Annotated in this window: 16 protein-coding genes, 1 tRNA gene and 1 pseudogene; 8 read left to right on the top strand and 10 right to left on the bottom strand. The window is 70.8% G+C overall.

Annotated features, from left to right (window positions below):
- Position 1: 1 nt before the first annotated feature.
- From MHO01S_RS09315 to dnaK, 3 genes are read right to left on the bottom strand one after another with little or no spacing between them, the layout of a single operon-like run.
- Entirely contained in the window at positions 2–985 is a 984-nt protein-coding gene (locus MHO01S_RS09315) for a DnaJ C-terminal domain-containing protein (RefSeq protein ID WP_060959729.1), read from the bottom strand.
- A gap of 15 nt (positions 986–1000) precedes the next feature.
- Positions 1001–1597 (bottom strand): nucleotide exchange factor GrpE, encoded by a 597-nt coding sequence (locus MHO01S_RS09310; protein ID WP_060959730.1) that lies wholly within the window; start codon positions 1595–1597, stop codon positions 1001–1003.
- Positions 1598–1609: 12 nt separating this feature from the next.
- Positions 1610–3481, bottom strand: a complete 1872-nt coding sequence (gene dnaK / locus MHO01S_RS09305; protein ID WP_060959731.1) for a molecular chaperone DnaK — start codon at positions 3479–3481, stop codon at positions 1610–1612.
- A 218-nt stretch (positions 3482–3699) separates the two neighbouring features.
- On the opposite strand from dnaK, the gene MHO01S_RS09300 reads away from it, so the two are divergent.
- Complete coding sequence (locus MHO01S_RS09300; RefSeq protein WP_060959775.1) at positions 3700–5010, top strand: MFS transporter; 1311 nt, start codon at positions 3700–3702, stop codon at positions 5008–5010.
- Between the two features lie 74 nt (positions 5011–5084).
- On the opposite strand, the gene MHO01S_RS09295 is transcribed toward MHO01S_RS09300, so the two are convergent.
- On the bottom strand, positions 5085–6899 hold the full coding sequence (locus tag MHO01S_RS09295; protein ID WP_061782220.1) for a DEAD/DEAH box helicase: 1815 nt from the start codon (positions 6897–6899) through the stop codon (positions 5085–5087).
- A gap of 26 nt (positions 6900–6925) precedes the next feature.
- Positions 6926–7423 carry a DUF427 domain-containing protein gene (locus MHO01S_RS09290; protein WP_060959732.1) on the bottom strand — a complete coding sequence of 166 codons (498 nt, stop codon included), beginning with the start codon at positions 7421–7423 and terminating at the stop codon, positions 6926–6928.
- A 36-nt stretch (positions 7424–7459) separates the two neighbouring features.
- On the opposite strand from MHO01S_RS09290, the gene MHO01S_RS09285 reads away from it, so the two are divergent.
- The gene (locus tag MHO01S_RS09285; protein WP_060959733.1) at positions 7460–8059 is read left to right on the top strand and encodes an LON peptidase substrate-binding domain-containing protein; all 600 of its coding nucleotides are present in this window, start codon (positions 7460–7462) and stop codon (positions 8057–8059) included.
- Positions 8060–8068: 9 nt separating this feature from the next.
- Here the strand turns inward: MHO01S_RS09285 and MHO01S_RS16890 are convergent, their stop codons facing one another.
- Complete coding sequence (locus MHO01S_RS16890) at positions 8069–8656, bottom strand: MarR family winged helix-turn-helix transcriptional regulator (protein WP_255266079.1); 588 nt, start codon at positions 8654–8656, stop codon at positions 8069–8071.
- 114 nt (positions 8657–8770) lie between these two features.
- Here MHO01S_RS16890 and MHO01S_RS16745 point away from each other — a divergent pair, with 114 nt between their 5' ends.
- Positions 8771–9457 (top strand): winged helix DNA-binding protein, encoded by a 687-nt coding sequence (locus MHO01S_RS16745; protein WP_061782198.1) that lies wholly within the window; start codon positions 8771–8773, stop codon positions 9455–9457.
- A 145-nt stretch (positions 9458–9602) separates the two neighbouring features.
- Here the strand turns inward: MHO01S_RS16745 and MHO01S_RS09270 are convergent.
- From MHO01S_RS09270 to MHO01S_RS09260, 3 genes and pseudogenes are all read right to left on the bottom strand, one after another.
- Positions 9603–11263, bottom strand: a pseudogene (locus tag MHO01S_RS09270) (BCCT family transporter).
- Positions 11260–11865 carry a dCTP deaminase gene (dcd, locus tag MHO01S_RS09265; protein ID WP_061782197.1) on the bottom strand — a complete coding sequence of 202 codons (606 nt, stop codon included), beginning with the start codon at positions 11863–11865 and terminating at the stop codon, positions 11260–11262. The pseudogene MHO01S_RS09270 and the gene dcd overlap by 4 nt, the downstream one beginning before the upstream one ends.
- A 40-nt stretch (positions 11866–11905) precedes the next feature.
- Positions 11906–12496: a TetR/AcrR family transcriptional regulator gene (locus tag MHO01S_RS09260; protein ID WP_060959736.1), complete on the bottom strand. Its 591-nt coding sequence runs from the start codon at positions 12494–12496 to the stop codon at positions 11906–11908.
- A 174-nt stretch (positions 12497–12670) separates the two neighbouring features.
- On the opposite strand from MHO01S_RS09260, the gene MHO01S_RS09255 reads away from it, so the two are divergent.
- From MHO01S_RS09255 to MHO01S_RS09235, 5 genes are all read left to right on the top strand, one after another.
- Positions 12671–13267, top strand: coding sequence for a DUF6230 family protein (locus tag MHO01S_RS09255; RefSeq protein ID WP_060959737.1), 597 nt, complete (start codon positions 12671–12673; stop codon positions 13265–13267).
- A complete protein-coding gene (locus MHO01S_RS09250; protein ID WP_060959738.1) occupies positions 13258–13722 on the top strand; it encodes a DUF6114 domain-containing protein in 465 nt (154 codons plus the stop codon). Before MHO01S_RS09255 ends, MHO01S_RS09250 begins: the two co-directional genes overlap by 10 nt.
- Positions 13719–14456 carry a hypothetical protein gene (locus MHO01S_RS16740; RefSeq protein WP_061782196.1) on the top strand — a complete coding sequence of 246 codons (738 nt, stop codon included), beginning with the start codon at positions 13719–13721 and terminating at the stop codon, positions 14454–14456. Before MHO01S_RS09250 ends, MHO01S_RS16740 begins: the two co-directional genes overlap by 4 nt.
- Positions 14457–14515: 59 nt before the next feature.
- Positions 14516–14589, top strand: a tRNA-Gly gene (locus tag MHO01S_RS09240).
- Positions 14590–14708: 119 nt separating this feature from the next.
- Positions 14709–15869: a low temperature requirement protein A gene (locus tag MHO01S_RS09235; protein WP_060959740.1), complete on the top strand. Its 1161-nt coding sequence runs from the start codon at positions 14709–14711 to the stop codon at positions 15867–15869.
- Here the strand turns inward: MHO01S_RS09235 and MHO01S_RS09230 are convergent.
- Positions 15842–16483 carry a peptidase M23 gene (locus MHO01S_RS09230; RefSeq protein ID WP_223848789.1) on the bottom strand — a complete coding sequence of 214 codons (642 nt, stop codon included), beginning with the start codon at positions 16481–16483 and terminating at the stop codon, positions 15842–15844. The two genes, MHO01S_RS09235 and MHO01S_RS09230, sit on opposite strands and share 28 nt — an antisense overlap.
- Positions 16484–16554 lie beyond the last annotated feature (71 nt).

Genomic DNA, 16554 nt, shown 5'->3' with positions numbered 1-16554 from the left:
GTCACTCCCGGGCCTTGGCCATGAGGTCGGCGCGCGGATTCTCCTTCGGCTCCAGCTCGTGGAAGCGCTCCAGCGCCTCCTTCGCCTGGTCGTCCAGGTGCGCCGGGACGGCGACCTGGACCTCGGCGAGCAGATCGCCCGTGCCCTTCGCGGTGTGGACCCCTCGGCCCTTGACCCGCAGCACGCGACCCGACGGGGTGCCGGGCGCGACGCGGAGCTTCACGGGATCGCCGCCGAGCGTCGGCACCTCGATCGTCGCCCCCAGCGCCGCCTCCGTGAAGGTCACCGGGACGGTCACGCGCAGGTTGAGCCCGTCGCGCGTGAACACCGGATGCGGCCGCACGGTGACGCTCACGACGACATCGCCCGCCTCGCCGCCGTCGGGCGACGGCCGTCCGCGTCCGCGCAGCCGGATCTTCTGGCCGTCGGAGACGCCGGCCGGGATCTTCACCTTGAACGGCTTGCCGTCCTCGCCGGCCAGCGTGATGGTCTCGCCCTTGACGGCGGTCTGGAAGTCCAGCGTGGTGCGCGCGGTGACGTCGGCACCGCGCTGCGGACCGCCGTAGCCGCGGAATCCGCCGGTCGACTGACCGAAGCGTCCCGAGCCGAAGCCGCCGCCCTGGCCGAACATCGAGAACAGGTCGTCGAAGTCGGCCGACTGCGCCGACCCGCGCGACTGGCCGAAACGGCTGAAGACGTCCTCGAATCCGCCCGCACCCGCGCCGGGCGCCTGGAAGCGTGCGCCTCCGGCGCCCATCGCGCGGATCTGGTCGTACTCCTCGCGCTGGGCTTTGTCGGAGAGCACGGCGTACGCCTCGCTCATCTCCTTGAACTTCGCCTCTTTCGCCGGGTCTCCCTGCGTGGAGTCCGGGTGGTAGGTGCGCGCGAGCTTGCGGTACGCCTTCTTCAGGTCGGCCTCGGACACGTCCTTGGAGACGCCCAAGACCTTGTAGAAGTCCTTGTCGAACCAATCCTGACTGGCCATGGACACCTCCTCCCGTCAGTCGGCGGAACCGGCGACGACGACCTTGGCCGGTCGCAGTTCGATCGTGCCCAGGCGGTAGCCGACCTCGACGACATCGAGGATGGTGCCGTCCTCGACCCCGCCGGGGTTCGGGGCGTGGAAGATCGCCTCGTGCTGCTGCGGGTCGAAGGCCTCGCCGGCGACGCCGTAGGTCTCCACCCCGAGGCGGGCGACGACGGCGCGCAGCTTCTCGGCGATCGCCAGCAGCGGCGAGCCCCCGACCAGATCGCCGTGCTTCTCGGCACGGTCGAGGTCGTCGAGCACCGGCAGCAGTCCCTTGGCGACCGAGCCCTTCGCGCGGGCGATCTCCACCTCGCGCTGCTCCTCGGTGCGCCGCCGGTAGTTGGCGTACTCGGCCTGCACCCGCTTGAGATCCAGCAGCAGGTCGCGGTCCTCGGGGGATGCCTCCGCGACCGCGGCCTCGTCCGTCTGCGCCGTGTCGAGGATGTCGTCGACGGTCAGCGCGTCGCCGTCATCCGCGGCCCCCTGCGAGTCGGGGCCGGAGGCGTGCGCCTCCGACCCCTCGTCACCGGGGACTTCGTCGATCGGCTCTTCGAAGTCCTTGTTCGTCATGGCTCGATTCTCTTACTTCTTCTCGTCCTCGTCGTCGACGACCTCGGCGTCGATCACGTCCTCCTCGGGGTTCGGCACGCTGCCGTTGCCCGGGTCGGCCACCGTGGGGTCGCCCTGCTCGCCCGCCGCCTGCGCCGAGGCGTAGATGGCCTCGCCGAGCTGCTGCTGCGACGCGTTGAGCTTGTCGAACGCGTTCTTCACGGCATCCTCGTCGTCACCGGCGAGCGCGGTCTTCAGCGCGTCGACGTCGGCCTGGACGGAGGTCTTCACCTCGGCGGGGAGCTTGTCCTCGTTGTCCTTGATGAGCTTCTCGATCGAGTACGAGAGGGTCTCGGCCTGGTTGCGGACCTCGGCGGCCTCGCGGCGCTTCTTGTCCTCGGCGGCGTGCTCCTCGGCCTCGCGCACCATGCGCTCGATGTCGTCCTTGGGCAGCGACGAGCCGCCGGTGATCGTCATCGACTGCTCCTTGCCGGTGCCCTTGTCCTTCGCGGACACGTGGACGATGCCGTTGGCGTCGATGTCGAAGGTGACCTCGATCTGCGGGATGCCGCGGGGAGCCGGCGCGATGCCGGTCAGCTCGAACGTGCCCAGCGGCTTGTTGTCGCGGGTGAAGTCGCGCTCGCCCTGGAAGACCTGGATCGCGACCGACGGCTGGTTGTCGTCGGCGGTCGTGAAGGTCTCGCTGCGCTTGGTCGGGATGGCCGTGTTGCGCTCGATGAGCTTGGTCATGATGCCGCCCTTGGTCTCGATGCCGAGGCTCAGGGGGGTGACGTCGATGAGCAGCACGTCCTTGCGCTCACCCTTGAGGACACCGGCCTGCAGGGCGGCGCCGACGGCGACGACCTCGTCCGGGTTGACGCCCTTGTTGGGCTCCTTGCCGCCGGTGAGCTGCTTGACCAGCTCGGTGACCTGCGGCATGCGGGTCGATCCGCCGACGAGCACGACGTGGTCGATGTCGCCGACCTTGATGCCGGCCTCGGCGATGACGTCGTTGAACGGCTTCTTCGTGCGGTCGAGGAGGTCCTTGGTGAGGTCCTCGAACTTGGCGCGGGTGAGGGTCTCCGACAGCGAGACGGGGCCCGACTCCGTCAGCGACAGGTAGGGCAGGTTGATGGAGGTGCTCGTCGAGCTCGACAGCTCCTTCTTGGCCTGCTCGGCCGCCTCCTTCAGACGCTGCAGCGCGATCTTGTCGCCCGAGACGTCGACGCCGGTGGTGTCCTTGAACTGCTTGATGAGGTAGTCGACGACGCGCTGGTCCCAGTCGTCGCCGCCGAGGCGGTTGTCACCGGCGGTGGCGCGCACCTGGATCGTGGAGAAGTCGTCGTCCTTGCCCACCTCGAGCAGGGACACGTCGAACGTGCCACCACCGAGGTCGAAGACGAGGATGAGCTCGTCCTCCTTGCCCTTGTCCAGGCCGTAGGCGAGAGCGGCGGCGGTGGGCTCGTTGATGATGCGCAGGACGTTGAGGCCCGCGATCTCACCGGCATCCTTCGTCGCCTGACGCTCGGCGTCGTTGAAGTACGCGGGGACGGTGATGACGGCGTCGGTGACGCTGTCGCCCAGGTACTCCTCGGCGTCGCGCTTGAGCTTCTGGAGGATGCGCGCGGAGATCTCCTGCGGGGTGTACTGCTTGCCGTCGATCGACTGGGTCTTCCAGTCGGTGCCCATGTGCCGCTTGACCGACGAGAGCGTGCGGTCGACGTTGGTGACGGCCTGGCGCTTGGCGGTCTCGCCGACGAGCACCTCGCCGTCCTTGGTGAAGGCCACGACCGACGGGGTCGTGCGGAAGCCCTCGGCGTTGGCGATGACCTTCGGCTCGCCGCCCTCGAGGACGGAGACGACGGAGTTCGTCGTCCCGAGGTCGATACCCACTGCACGTGCCATTGTGTTCCCTTTCGTGAAACGGATCTGAGGAAGTCTGCGGGGTTGAGTCCTACCGGCTCAACTTCGATGTGTTCCACGATAGCCCCGGCATCCACGACTGTCAAACCCAAGTTGATATGAATCGGCTCAACTTTCGCGACGGATGCCGGGAGTAACGTGACCTGCACGCGCGATGACGCGCCACCCGGTGTTCACCGAAGGGACATACCGTGACGAACATGTCACTGCCCGACCAGCCCGCCCCGCCGGCACCCCTCGCCCGCTCGACCGGTCGTGGCGCCGTGCTCGCGTGGGGGCTGTGGGACTGGGGATCGGCCTCGATCAACGCCGTCGCCACCTCGTTCGTGTTCACCGTGTACCTCACCGGCAGCGCCTTCGGTGACGCGGCGAGCACGTCGCAAGCCCTGTCGCTGGCCCTCACCCTCGCCGGCCTGGTGGTGCTCATCACGGCGCCGATCACAGGACAGCGCTCGGACGCCTCGGCGCATCGCAAGCGGTGGCTCGCCATCAACACCGGTGTGGTCGTGCTCATGCTGGCGCTGATGATCTTCGTCCGCGAAGACACCGCCTACCTGTGGTTCGGGCTCACGCTGCTCGCGGTCGGCACCATCTTCTACGAGCTGGCGAGCGTGAACTACAACGCGATGCTCTCCCAGATCTCCACGCCGCGCACGGTGGGCAAGGTCTCCGGCTTCGGCTGGGGGATGGGCTACCTGGGGGGCATCGTGCTGCTGCTCGTGCTCTACTTCGGGCTCATCAAGCCCGACGTAGGACTGTTCGGCGTCACGGGGGCCGACGGCATGGCCGTGCGCGTGTCGATGCTCCTCGCCGCGATCTGGTTCGCTCTGTCGGCCCTCCCCCTGCTGTTCGCGGTGCCGGAGAACACGCCGTCCACGCCCGGTGCGGCGCGCATCGGCTTCTTCGCCTCCTACCGGGTGCTCTTCGGAACGGTCGCCTCGCTGTGGCGCGAGAGCCGTCCGACCGTCTGGTTCCTCCTCGCCAGCGCGATCTTCCGCGACGGACTCACGGGCGTCTTCACCTTCGTCGGAGTGCTGGCGACCGGCACATTCGGGCTCACCGCCGCGGACGTGCTCATCTTCGCCATCGCCGCCAACGTCGTGGCGGGCATCGTGACCATGGCGTCGGGCTTCTTCGACGACCGGTTCGGACCGAAACCGGTCATGATCGTCTCGCTCGTCGCGCTCGTGGTCGGCGGCATCCTGATCTTCGTGCTCCACGACGGAGGGCCTGCCGTGTTCTGGGGCCTCGGTCTCGCGATGGCGATGTTCGTCGGCCCCGCCCAGTCCGCGTCGCGTACGTTCCTGGCCCGCAGCATCCCCACCGGTCGCGAGGGAGAGGTGTTCGGCCTCTATGCGACGACCGGCCGCGCCGCCGTCTTCCTCGCCCCGATGATGTTCGGCGTCTTCGTCACGCTCGGAGGCGATCAGTACTGGGGCGTGCTCGGGCTCGTCGCCGTGCTGCTCGTGGGGCTGGCACTGCTGATCCCCGTGCGTCCGCCCGCCCGCTGATCACGCCGCCCGGTCGTTGAGCGAGCGCAGCGAGTCGAAACGCGGCGCCCGCGCCGATAGATGCCGAGCCGCGCTCAGTCGCGGCGCGGGCGCCGCTCGCCGCGGTCGGGACGCTCGCCGCGGTCCGGACGCTTGGCGGAGCGCTGGAAGCGGTCGGGCTTGATCTCGATGAGGCGGCCGCTGATCCGCGTGCCCTCGAGCCGCTGGAACGTGTCGCGGGGGAGGTCGGCGGGCAGCTCCACGAGGGAGAAGTCGGGCCGGATCTGAATCGCGCCGAAGTCCTCGCGACGCAGGCCGCCCTCGTTCGCGAGCGCACCGACGATCTGGCGCGGCTCGACCTTGTGACGGCGCCCGACCTCGATGCGGTACGTGGCGGTGGGTCCGCCGCTGCGCTCACGCCGGGGCCGGTCGCCGCGGTCACCGCGGTCACCGTCACGGACGGGACGGTCGCCGCGGTCGCCGCGGTCCGCGCGCTCGCGGCGCGGCTCGGGGGCGTCCGCATCCAGCAGCAGCGGGGTCTCACCCTGCGCGACGACGGCGAGCGCGGCGGCGACATCCGCCTCGGGCACGTCGTGGTGCGTGACGTAGTGGTTGATGATGTCGCGGAAGCGGTCGATGCGCTCGGTCTCGGCCAGCGCCGCCGTGATCGCGTCGTCGAAGCGGGTGAGGCGCGTCGCGTTGACGTCCTCGGCGCTCGGCAGCGACATCTCGGTGAGGGGCTGGCGCGTCGCCTTCTCGATGGAGGCGAGCATCCGGCGCTCGCGCGGCGTGACGAAGCTGATCGCGTCGCCCGAGCGGCCGGCGCGGCCGGTGCGGCCGATGCGGTGGACGTACGACTCGGTGTCGATGGGCAGATCGAAGTTGACGACGTGGCTGATCCGCTCGACGTCGAGACCGCGGGCGGCGACGTCGGTGGCGACGAGGATGTCGAGCTTGCCGTCCTTGAGCTGGTTGACGGTGCGCTCGCGCTGCACCTGCGCGACGTCGCCGTTGATGGCGGCCGCGGCGTATCCGCGCGCCCGCAGCTTCTCGGCGAGGGTCTCGGTCTCGTTCTTCGTGCGGGTGAAGACGATCATGCCCTCGAAGTTCTCGACCTCGAGGATGCGGGTGAGCGCGTCGACCTTCTGCGGGTACGACACGATCAGGTAGCGCTGGGTGATGTTGGTCGCGGTCGAGGTCTTCGCCTTGACGTTGATCTCCTCGGCATCCTTCAGATACGTGCCGGCGAGGCGACGGATCTGCGCGGGCATCGTCGCGGAGAAGAGCGCGACCTGCTTGCCCGCGGGGGTGTCGGCGAGGATCGTCTCGACGTCCTCGGCGAAGCCCATCTTCAGCATCTCGTCGGCCTCGTCGAGCACGAGGAACCGCAGCTCGGAGAGGTCGAGGGTGCCCTTGTCGAGGTGGTCCATGATGCGACCGGGGGTGCCGACGACGATGTGCACGCCGCGGCGGAGCGCCGACAGCTGCTGCCCGTAGCCCTGGCCGCCATAGACGGGCAGCACGTGCACGCCGCGGAGGTGACCGGCGTAGGACTCGAACGCCTCGCACACCTGCAGGGCGAGCTCGCGGGTCGGCGCGAGCACGAGCGCCTGCGGCGTCTTCTGCGACAGGTCGAGCTGCGAGAGGATCGGCAGCGCGAACGCGGCCGTCTTGCCGGTGCCGGTCTGCGCGGTGCCGAGCACGTCGCGGCCCGCGAGCAGCGGCGGGATCGTCGCGGCCTGGATGGCCGACGGCGTCTCGTAGCCGACGTCCTTCAGCGCCTTGAGCACCGCGGCGTCGAGGCCGAGGTCGGCGAATCCGGGCGCCGCCGGAGCCTCGGCGGAGTCGGCGGTGCGGGTGTCGGGCGCGGGAGCGGCCTCGACGGGATCGGTGGAGCTGTCAGAGGCCATGTGACCACGGTAGTCGCCCGGCGCCGTCACCACCCCATCGAGCCGGGCACTCCCTTGAACGGCCCGACGACGTTCGCCGTCACCCACCCGCCGTAGAACCCTCCCGGCTGCGGGGTGACGACCTCCCCGTCGACGGTGCACGCGTCCATCGGGGCGGCGTAGACGGCCACCCGATCGCGCAGGATGCCGTAGCCCGCCGAGGGCTGCGGATAGTTCCACGCCGCCCCCGGACGGGTGAGGCCGCCGCCCACCACGTCGAGGTAGCGGGCGGCACCCTTGAACTCGCAGAACGAGGAGCCTTCGGCATCCACCAGCGCACCCGGGGCGAAGTCGGCGATCGGCAGGTAGTAGACCGGCGGATGACTGGTCTCGAGCACGCGCACCGCGTCACGCGTGTCGGCGATCAGCTCACCGCCGAGGCGGATCGTCACCCGTGCCGCGACCGGCTCGACGCGGGGCGGGCGGGGGTAGTCCCACACCGACTCCTGCCCGGGAGCCGGCGTTTCGGGGAGAGGGCGGGGCATGCGCCCACTGTACGTGCGTCGGTGTTGACTGGACGCATGACCGTGATGCCGATGTTCCCTCTCGGGGCGGTGCTCTTCCCCCACACGCCCCTGCCGCTGCGGGTGTTCGAGCCGCGGTATCTGCAGCTGATGGGCGAGCTGCTCGACAGCGACGACCCGCAATTCGGTGTCGTGCTGATCGAGCGCGGACACGAGACCGGCGGCGGCGATCAGCGGTCCGACATCGGCACGCTGGCGCGCCTCGTCAACGTCGCGGCCGGGGCGGACGCTCTGCAGGTGGTCGCCGTCGGCACCGACCGGTTCACCGTCGACGGGTGGCTCGACGACGCCCCCTACCCGCGGGCGGAGGTGTCCCGGCGGGATCCGCTGGTGTGGAACGACGCGCTGACACCGCTGCGCACCGAGGCCGAGGCGATCGTGCGGCGGGTGCTCGGCCGGTTCCCCGACGCGCCGTGGGGAGCGCACATCGAGCTGTCGTCCGACCCGGTGGCCGCGGTGTGGCAGATCGCCGCGATCGCCCCGCTGGTGGAGTACGACCAGCAGCGACTCCTGCGGGCGACGACGATGGGCGGCCTGCTGCAGCAGATCATCGATCTGACGCTCGAGGTCGACGAGATCTGGCCCGCCGACGACTGACGGCGGCGCTCAGCCTCGCGGCCAGGCGCCGGCGAGCTTCGTGAGCAGTCGGGCGAGGTCGGCGCGTTCGGTCTCGCTGAAGTCCGCGAGGGCGGCGGCGAGGTGCTCCCGGCGCCGTCCGCGGAACCCCGTCGCGACCCGCTCCCCCGTCGGCGTGAGCGCGATGCGCGTGCGACGGGCGTCGTCGGGGTCGGCCTCGCGCCGCACCAGACCCATCTCGACGCTCTGCTGCACCAGCCGCGACGCCCGCGGCTGATCCACTCCGATCGCCTCGCCGAGCTCGCTCACGCTGAGCGGGTGGGATGCCGCGTGCAGCGCTTCGATCAACCGCAGCCGCGCCGGGCCGCCCATGCGGATCGCGGGGCCGCCCTCTCGGGCGCCGGGCCAGGACGGCGGCGTCCCGACGTCGTGATGACCGCCGTGGCGACCGCGTCCGCCCCTCATCCAGGGCGGGCCGCCCGCTCCCTCCTCCGCGCCCGGGGGACGCCCGTGGCGGTCACCGCCGCCGGGGCCCGGACCCCGCCCGCGCAGGCGACCGAGGGCGGCATCGATGGCATCGAGGACGGCGTCGGAGGGTGAGGAGTCGGCATCCGGCATACCTCGAATTTACATGTCTCTTGACATGTTCCGGCATTGCATGTCACACTGCATGTACATGCACATTGACATGGACCTGGATCGCACCCGCGATCCCTCACGAAAGGACCTCCCATGGAGAACCTCACAGACACCCCCGAAACCACCCCCGCCGTCCCCGACCAGCGCGCCTTCACCCGCGAGGTGCGCAGGGTCGCTCGTGCCCTCTCGCAGGAGCGCGCCGCCGCGTTCACGGCCGACGACATCGGCCCGCGCGAGGCGCGACTGCTGCACCTGCTCGCCTCCGATCGCGCCGCCGACCTGCCGGAGCACCTGCCGCACGGCGGCAAGCGCCTTCGCCGGCTGGCCGAGCGCGGCTGGGCGACCGAGACCGACGGCACCTGGACGCTGACCGAGGCCGGCCGCGCCGCCGCCCAGCGACTCACCCAGCACCTCACCCACCGCAGGGAGGAGATCGGAACCCGCCTCGCCGAGGCCGTGTCGGCCGACGAGCTCGCGTCCGCCACGACGACCCTCGAGGCCGTCGCCCGTGCGCTCGACGCTCCGGACGGGGACGGCCCGGAGGGCCATCCCCGACACCGCCGCCACGGCTTCGGACCCGGCACGCACGGCTTCGGACCCGGCACGCACGGCTTCGGACCCGGCGCGCACGGCTTCGGACCGGGCGCGCACGGCCGGGGCCGGGCTCATCACGGCGAGGGCTGCCGCGACCACGCACCGCGTCAGCGCGACGCGGAGAGCGCGTACGAGCGCGGCTTCGCCGCCGGTTTCAGCGAGGGCCGCACCGCCGCCGGCGCGTGAGCTCGTCCCGAACCGGCGCGCGCCCGTCCCGAACTCCTCCGATCGACGCCCTCACCGTCGCCGCAGCCCCGCGTCTACGCGGTTCCTGCGGCGGCACGGGACGCCATTGGAGGAGTCCGGGACCGCGCCGGACGCGCCCCGCGCGTCAGCGCGGCGTGCGCCGCCACCAGGACGGCATCCGGACGCCCTGCTCGTTGCCGCTCTCGACGTCGAGCCCGTAGTGCTCGCCGACATAGTCGACGAGCTGGGCACGCTCCGCACGGTCGTAGACGCGCCGCTCCCGGCGGAAGGCGATGACGGTCGACCAGCACATGAGCAGCATGACCACGCTGAACGGCAGCGCGATCGTGATCGCCGCGGTCTGCAGCGCCGACAGCCCGCCGGCGAGGAGCAGCGCGATCGCGAGCGCCGCCGTGGCGAGCGTGAAGAACACCCGCACCCACCGCTTCGGCTCCGCGTCGCCGCCGGTCGCCAGCATCCCCATCACGAGCGCGCCGGAATCGGCGGAGGTGACGAAGAAGATGCCGATCAGCACGATCGCGCCGATCGTCAGCACCTGCCCGGCGGGCAGATGCGCGAACAGCTGGAACAGCGCGCCCTGCAGATCGACGCTGCCGTCCGGGAGCAGCATCGACCCGGGGGCGTTCAGCTCCTGGTAGAGCGCGGAGCCTCCGAGCACCGCGAACCAGATGATGCCCACGAGCGTCGGCACGATCAAGACACCCAGCACGAACTCCCGAACGGTGCGCCCCTTGCTCACGCGGGCGATGAAGATGCCGACGAACGGGCCCACGAGATCCACCAGCCCCAGTAGAACGAGGTCCAGGCCGCCTGCCACTGCTCCCCCGCCTCGCCGTGGAACGCGCTGACGGTGAAGCTCAGCCCGACGAAATTCTGCAGGTACGCCCCGATCGACTGCACCCATTCCCGCAGCAGGTATTCGGTCTGCCCGACGACGAGCACGAACACCAGCAGAAGCGCCGCCAGCACGAGGTTGAAGGTCGACAGCCACTTCATGCCCTTGGCGACGCCCGACAGCACCGAGAACAGCACGAAGACGGTGATGACGCCGATGATGACCACCTGCATGAGGGTGTCGGGGGTGCCGAACCCGGCGCTGGAGAGGCCGGCGCCGATCTGCATGACGCCCAGGCCGAGCGAGGTGGCGACGCCGAACACGGTGCCGACCAGGGCGATCGTGTCGATCACGTTGCCCCAGGTGCCGCGCACGTGCCGTCCCAGCAGCGGCTCCAGCGCCCAGCGGATCGAGATCGGCCGCCGGCGGCGGTGGATGGCGTAGGCCAGCGCGACCCCGACGACGACGTAGATGGCCCACGCCTGCACGCCCCAGTGCAGGTAGGTCTGGATGAGTGCGCTCTGCGCGAGCTGTGCGTCGGTTCCGGTGACGCCCGGCCGGGGCGAGACGAAGTGGCTGAGCGGCTCGCTCACGCCGTAGAACACGAGCCCGATCCCCATGCCCGCCGCGAACAGCAGGGAGAACCAGGCGCCGACCGAGAACTCCGGCTCGTCGTCGTCCTTGCCGAGCTTGATGTCGCCGAAGCGGCTGAAGCCCAGCACCAGGGCGAAGGCGACGAAGAAGGCCGAGATCAGCACGTAGTACCAGCTGAATGTGCGCACGATCGTGGCCTGCACCGCGGCGAACGCGCTCTCGGCGGTCGCCGGGAACAGCACCGCGAAGGCGGTGACCAGGACGATGATCGCCGCCGCCGGCCAGAACACCCAGCGGGCGAGCGGGCGTGAGGCCAGCGGGTCGGCCGCCGGCGCCGCCGGGCTCGCCCCGCTCATGCGCCCCGCGCTCCGGCGTCGGTCGACCCGACATCCGTGCGGTGGAAGTTCTGGAACGACCGCGACGCCGTCGGACCGCGCTGGCCGTGGTAGCGGTTGAGGTACGGGCCGGTGCCGTAAGGGTTCTCCGCCGCGGACGACAGGCGGAAGAAGCAGAGCTGGCCGATCTTCATGCCGGGCCACAGCTTGATGGGCAGCGTCGCGACGTTCGACAGCTCCAGGGTGACGTGGCCCGAGAAGCCGGGATCGATGAACCCCGCCGTCGAGTGGGTCAGCAGCCCGAGGCGGCCGAGCGAGGACTTGCCCTCCAGCCGCGCGGCGATGTCGTCGGGCAGCGTCACCTGCTCGAACGTCGACCCGAGCACGAACTCGCCGGGGTGCAGGATGAACGGCTCGTCGGGCCGCACCTCGATGAGGTGTGTCAGATCGGGCTGGTCCTCGGCCGGGTCGATGAACGGGTACTTGTGGTTGTCGAACAGCCGGAAGTACCGGTCGAGCCGCACGTCGACGCTCGACGGCTGCACCATCGCGGGGTCCCAGGGCGCGAGCCCGACCCGTCCGGTGGAGATCTCGGTGCGGATGTCACGATCGCTGAGCAGCACGCCGCCAGCCTACTGGCCGTGTCCGGCGACCGCCTCCGGGTCAGCCGTCGACGGATGCCGCGACGGCCAGAGCGGACCGGGTCAGAAGCCCGGTGATCTCCTCCGCGGGGCGATCGGAGGCGATGGCGAGCTCGATGAGCACGTCCTCCGCGAACGCGACCCAGGCGCGGGCCGCCACCCGCAGCGTCGCCGAGTCGGCGTGGCCCAGTTCCCGGAAGACGTCGAGGATGCGGCGGGCGTTCTCGTCGCGTGCCTCGTCGACGAGCTCGCGCACGACGGGGTCGCCGCTGGCGACGCCCCGCACGAGCGAGTAGAAGGTCCCGGTGTGGGCGCGCACGAACGCGACGATGCGTGCGACGGTGTCGTCGAGGCGCTCGCGCGGCGGCAGCTCCTCGCGCGGCGCGGATGCCGCGATCAGCGCGTCCCGCGCCGTCGTCACCACCGCGGTGTGGAGTCCCTGACGCGAGCCGAAGTAGTGGAACACCAGCGCCCGGGAGACGTCCTCCCGCGCGGCGAGGGCCTCGATCGTGAGGTCGTCGAGCGGCTGGGAGACGAGGAAGGCGACCCCCGAGGCGATCAGCTGGGCACGACGATCCTCCCGCGACAGGCGTCGACGCTGGTCGGAGGACATGTCCCGACCCTACCGAGCCGCTCCCCGACACCGAGGGGCCGGGCCACGTCGCAGGGGTCGGTGAGAGTTCTCTCACACTCGGTCGGCCTTATTGACTGATTGTCAATTCCGGCGCACAGTCGATGATCGAGCGCGTCGGCAGCGGAGCCGGCGCCCACGGCATCCGGAGGATCGATGAGACTCTCGAACCCGACCCGCTCCCGCGCAGGGCGCATCACCCTCGCCACCGTCCCCGTCGTCCTGGCCTCGACGTTCCTGCTGGGCGGGGTCGCGCAGGGCGCCGTCCCCGTCTCGTTCGCCGTCTCCGGCAGCCAGTTCCAGATCAGCGCCTCCAAGCTCGAGGGCACCGGCTTCTCGCAGTACGCGGGGGTCACGCAGGACACCGCGGGCGGCTCGCACAACGTCGCGATCGCGAACATCGCGTCGGCCCAGCTCTACGACCTCTGTCAGTCGGTGATCTCCGACACCCCGCTCGGCAAGGTCGGCGTGCGGATCACCGCGGGCGGCGGCGGGAATCCCGCCTCGGCGACCGATCTGCAGATCGGCATGACCGACCTCAAGGGCGACTCGTCGTTCTCGAACATCCGCATCGGCGTGGACGCGTCCACCGTCAACACGGCGGCGAAGGGTTCCGTCGGCGACTTCGCTCAGGATGCCGACAGCGTCACCATCGACAACCTCCAGCAGATCTCCTGGAGCACGCAGGCCTCCGTGTTCACGCTGACCGGCATGTCGCTGACACTGACGGACGGATCGACCGGATGCTTCTGACACGTCGGGCGGCCCGGGCGCCGCGCTCCCCCGGCCGCGGTCGGAGCTGGCGGCGCGAACGGCCGCTGGTCGGCGGCATCCTGCTCATCCTCGGCGGCCTCGTGATGTTCGGATCGAGCCAGCTCGACTTCGGCCGGCTGCACATCCACCTCGGCATCGAGGGGTTGCAGGCCGTCGTGATCCCCCTGCTGCTGATCGTGCTCGGCGCCCTGGTCATCGCGACACCGGCGCACCGCATCCTCTACGGCGTCATCGCGCTGGCGACGAGCGTCTACTCGATCGTCGGCGTCAACCTCGGCGGCTTCCTCGTCGGTTTCCTGCTGTCGGCCGTCGGCGGCATCCTGGCCGTCTCGTGGATGCCGCGCCCCGGCACCGCCCCCGCCGCGGAGGCAGACGCGGACGCGGACAGGGAGCCCGAGGGGGCGATCGTCCCCGACGAGGCGGTCGCGCGATGACCGGTCGTCCGCGCGCCCGCGCGGCGGCGGTCGCGGCGGCGCTGCTCGCGCTCACGCCCGCCGTCATGGGGGCCGCGATCGTGCCGGCGACGTCGGTCGCGGCGTCGACCCCGCATCCGGCGGAGTGGTGCATCCCGATCATCCTGCCGTGCCACGGCGCCTCCTCGCCGTCACCGAGTCCGTCGCCGTCGTCGTCGCCCACGGAGACAGCCCCCGCTGTCCCGGATCCCGGGACTCCTGCGCCCGCACCGCCTCCCGCCCCGTCTCCCGCTCCGTCGGAGGGGAGCACGCCCCCGGCGGTCGCGCCCGTCGCCGACGAAGACGGGCCGGTGTTCACGCAGCCGTCCGCACAGCTCGGGTCGACGTCGCTGTCGTTCAGCGGGCTGCGGGGGATCTCGGTCGTGACGGTCCCCCTTGCGGACGGTTCGCGGACGACCGCGCTCAAGCTCGAAGCCGACCGCATCTCGATCTCGGGCTTCAGCCTGACCGTCCGCCACGAGACCGGCCCGATCCTGACGACGACCGCCGACACGATGACGCTCGAGGGCCACGTGGCCGTCTACCTCAACTCGCTGAGCGCGACGCTGCCCGGGGGCCGGCTGCTCACCCTGGGCGCCGACACCCCGCCGCCCGCCGAGGGCCTCGAGTCGATGTTCGGCGTGACCCTCGGTCTCGTCGGGTCGACGGCGGACTCCATCACCTACACCAACACGGTGCAGCACCTGTCGGAGTGACGGGGCGGGCGGCGGCCTCCGGTCGGTTTGCTAAGCTGGCCGCGCACCTCCCGGTGCATGGGGCTGTAGTTCAATGGCAGAACTTCTGCTTCCCAAGCAGACAGCGCGGGTTCGATTCCCGTCAGCCCCTCCACTTTCTTGCGCGCAGCGCCTCTTGGTATCTTTCCCGCGGGTCGCGCACCGTGCGCGAGCGAGGAGCGCGGGAGCATGACGCAGGACGCCGCACCATCCCTTCGTTTCGGCCTCCGCCGGATGACGGCCCGCGATCCCGGTGAACGGCACCGCGCCGCGAGCCCCCTGGAGCTGTTCTTCGACCTCGTCTTCGTGGTCGCCGTGTCACTGTCGTCGCAGCAGCTGCACCACATGGAGTCGGAGGGCGCGCTGGGCGTCGCCGTCCTGAGCTACATCATGGTGTTCTTCACCGTCTGGTGGGCGTGGATGAACTTCACCTGGTTCGGCACGTCGTTCGCCGTCGACGACTGGCTGTACCGCGTGATGACGATCGTCCAGATGGCCGGCGTCCTGGTGCTGGCCAGTGGCAGCGCCGCCGCGATGGAGCACCAGGACTTCACGATCGTGACGCTCGGCTATGTGATCATGCGCCTCGCGATGGTCGGGCAGTGGCTGCGCGCGGCGGCATCCGTACCCGCGTACCGCCGCGTGTGCCTGAGGTACGCGGGCGGAATCGCCCTCGTGCAGGTCGCGTGGGTGCTGCGCCTGCTGCTGCCCCCGGGCGCCGGCACGATCGCTTTCTTCGCGCTCGTGCTCGCCGAGGCGCTCGTGCCCATCTGGGCCGAGCACCGCGACCACGCCCCGTGGAACGCGCATCACATCACCGAGCGCTACAGCCTGTTCACCCTGATCCTGCTCGGCGAGTCGATCCTCGCTTCGGCGGGCGCGATCATCGAGGCCGTGCAGAAGCAGGACCACCTCGCCGAGCTGATCGTCGTGTCTGCGGCGGCGCTGGTCATCGCGGCGGGCATGTGGTGGGTGTACTTCTCCCGCGAGCACACCGGACACATCCGCACCCTCGCCTCCTCCCTCCGCTACGGGTACTTCCACTACGTCATCTTCGCCGCGGCGGGTGCTTTCTCGGCGGGCATCGAGATCGCGGTCGACGCCATCGGCGGCGAGGCCCACCTGTCCGACATCGCCGCGCACGCCACCCTCACCGTGCCCGTGGCGCTGTTCATCCTCGGGATCTGGGCACTCACGCTGCGGACCCGGTTGACAGCGGCCGGCAACACGCTCCTGCTGCTCGGGACGGCCGCCGTCGCCGCCGCGACGTTCGTCCCCTCGACGATCGGGATGCTGCTCACCGCCGCCGTCGGCACGGTCACCGCGGTCGTCGCCGTCGAGATCGGCCCGGCCCCTCGCGGCGCGACTCAGAGGCAGGTGTCGACGACGGTCTGATCGTCCAGCACCGCCACGATGCGCTCCGCGAGCGGCCAGTAGGGCGCGTAGTGCTGCGGATCGCGGTTGATCTGCACGCGATGCGCGACCTCGGTGGGTGCGGTCTCCGATCGCTCCGGCTCGGGCACGTCCTCGACCATCGCCCGGTAGAAGAGCGTGGCGGCGGTGTACGGGTCCAGCCGTTGCTCCCGGCTCCCCCAGCCGTCCTGCTGCTGGAACAGTCCGATCGAGGTCGTCCGGGAGCCGTCCGGATTGGTGACGCCGTCCGTCTCCCAGTCGCCGTAGTCGATGTTCTGCAGACTCGACTCCCCCAGCGCGGTCATCACGGCGATGGTCTGATCCCGCGCGGACAGGCCCGCATCGCGCCCGGCGGCCACGATGGTGCGCGCGTTGTCGAGCTGCTCCCGACCGAAGCCGTCCGCCTCGGCGCAGACGGCCGCGTGATGGATCGACCGCCCGATCGCCACGCCCGCGATCCCCAGACCCACGGCGAGCACGGCGGCCACGGCGAGCGCGATCGCGCGCCGGCGGCGCAGCTGACGGCGGCGTCGGGCGCTGACCGCCGGGCGGCGGCGGCCCGCGGATCGGCGCGACGTCGACGGGCGGCTGCTCACCTGCGGCATCCTGCCACGCCCGGCTATCCGCCAGCCGAGCGGGGGCTGAGATCGCCCCCCCGTCACCGCTG

The organism is Microbacterium hominis NBRC 15708 (genome assembly GCF_001592125.1).
Classification (GTDB): domain Bacteria; phylum Actinomycetota; class Actinomycetes; order Actinomycetales; family Microbacteriaceae; genus Microbacterium; species Microbacterium hominis.
Note: the sequence above shows the minus strand (reverse complement) of the source record. Positions and strands in the feature narration are given on the sequence as shown.

Bases quoted from the DNA above. Each gene is read 5' to 3' on its own strand.
- MHO01S_RS16740 (WP_061782196.1), top strand. From the start codon at position 13,719: ATGACCGGTCGTCCGCGCGCCCGCGCGGCGGCGGTCGCGGCGGCGCTG.
- MHO01S_RS09260 (WP_060959736.1), bottom strand. From the start codon at position 12,496: ATGTCCTCCGACCAGCGTCGACGCCTGTCGCGGGAGGATCGTCGTGCC.
- MHO01S_RS16745 (WP_061782198.1), top strand. From the start codon at position 8,771: ATGGAGAACCTCACAGACACCCCCGAAACCACCCCCGCCGTCCCCGAC.
- MHO01S_RS09250 (WP_060959738.1), top strand. From the start codon at position 13,258: ATGCTTCTGACACGTCGGGCGGCCCGGGCGCCGCGCTCCCCCGGCCGC.
- MHO01S_RS09310 (WP_060959730.1), bottom strand. From the start codon at position 1,597: ATGACGAACAAGGACTTCGAAGAGCCGATCGACGAAGTCCCCGGTGAC.
- MHO01S_RS09295 (WP_061782220.1), bottom strand. From the start codon at position 6,899: ATGGCCTCTGACAGCTCCACCGATCCCGTCGAGGCCGCTCCCGCGCCC.
- MHO01S_RS09255 (WP_060959737.1), top strand. From the start codon at position 12,671: ATGAGACTCTCGAACCCGACCCGCTCCCGCGCAGGGCGCATCACCCTC.
- MHO01S_RS09300 (WP_060959775.1), top strand. From the start codon at position 3,700: ATGTCACTGCCCGACCAGCCCGCCCCGCCGGCACCCCTCGCCCGCTCG.
- MHO01S_RS09285 (WP_060959733.1), top strand. From the start codon at position 7,460: ATGACCGTGATGCCGATGTTCCCTCTCGGGGCGGTGCTCTTCCCCCAC.
- MHO01S_RS09290 (WP_060959732.1), bottom strand. From the start codon at position 7,423: ATGCCCCGCCCTCTCCCCGAAACGCCGGCTCCCGGGCAGGAGTCGGTG.
- MHO01S_RS09235 (WP_060959740.1), top strand. From the start codon at position 14,709: ATGACGGCCCGCGATCCCGGTGAACGGCACCGCGCCGCGAGCCCCCTG.
- MHO01S_RS09315 (WP_060959729.1), bottom strand. From the start codon at position 985: ATGGCCAGTCAGGATTGGTTCGACAAGGACTTCTACAAGGTCTTGGGC.
- MHO01S_RS16890 (WP_255266079.1), bottom strand. From the start codon at position 8,656: ATGCCGGATGCCGACTCCTCACCCTCCGACGCCGTCCTCGATGCCATC.
- dnaK (WP_060959731.1), bottom strand. From the start codon at position 3,481: ATGGCACGTGCAGTGGGTATCGACCTCGGGACGACGAACTCCGTCGTC.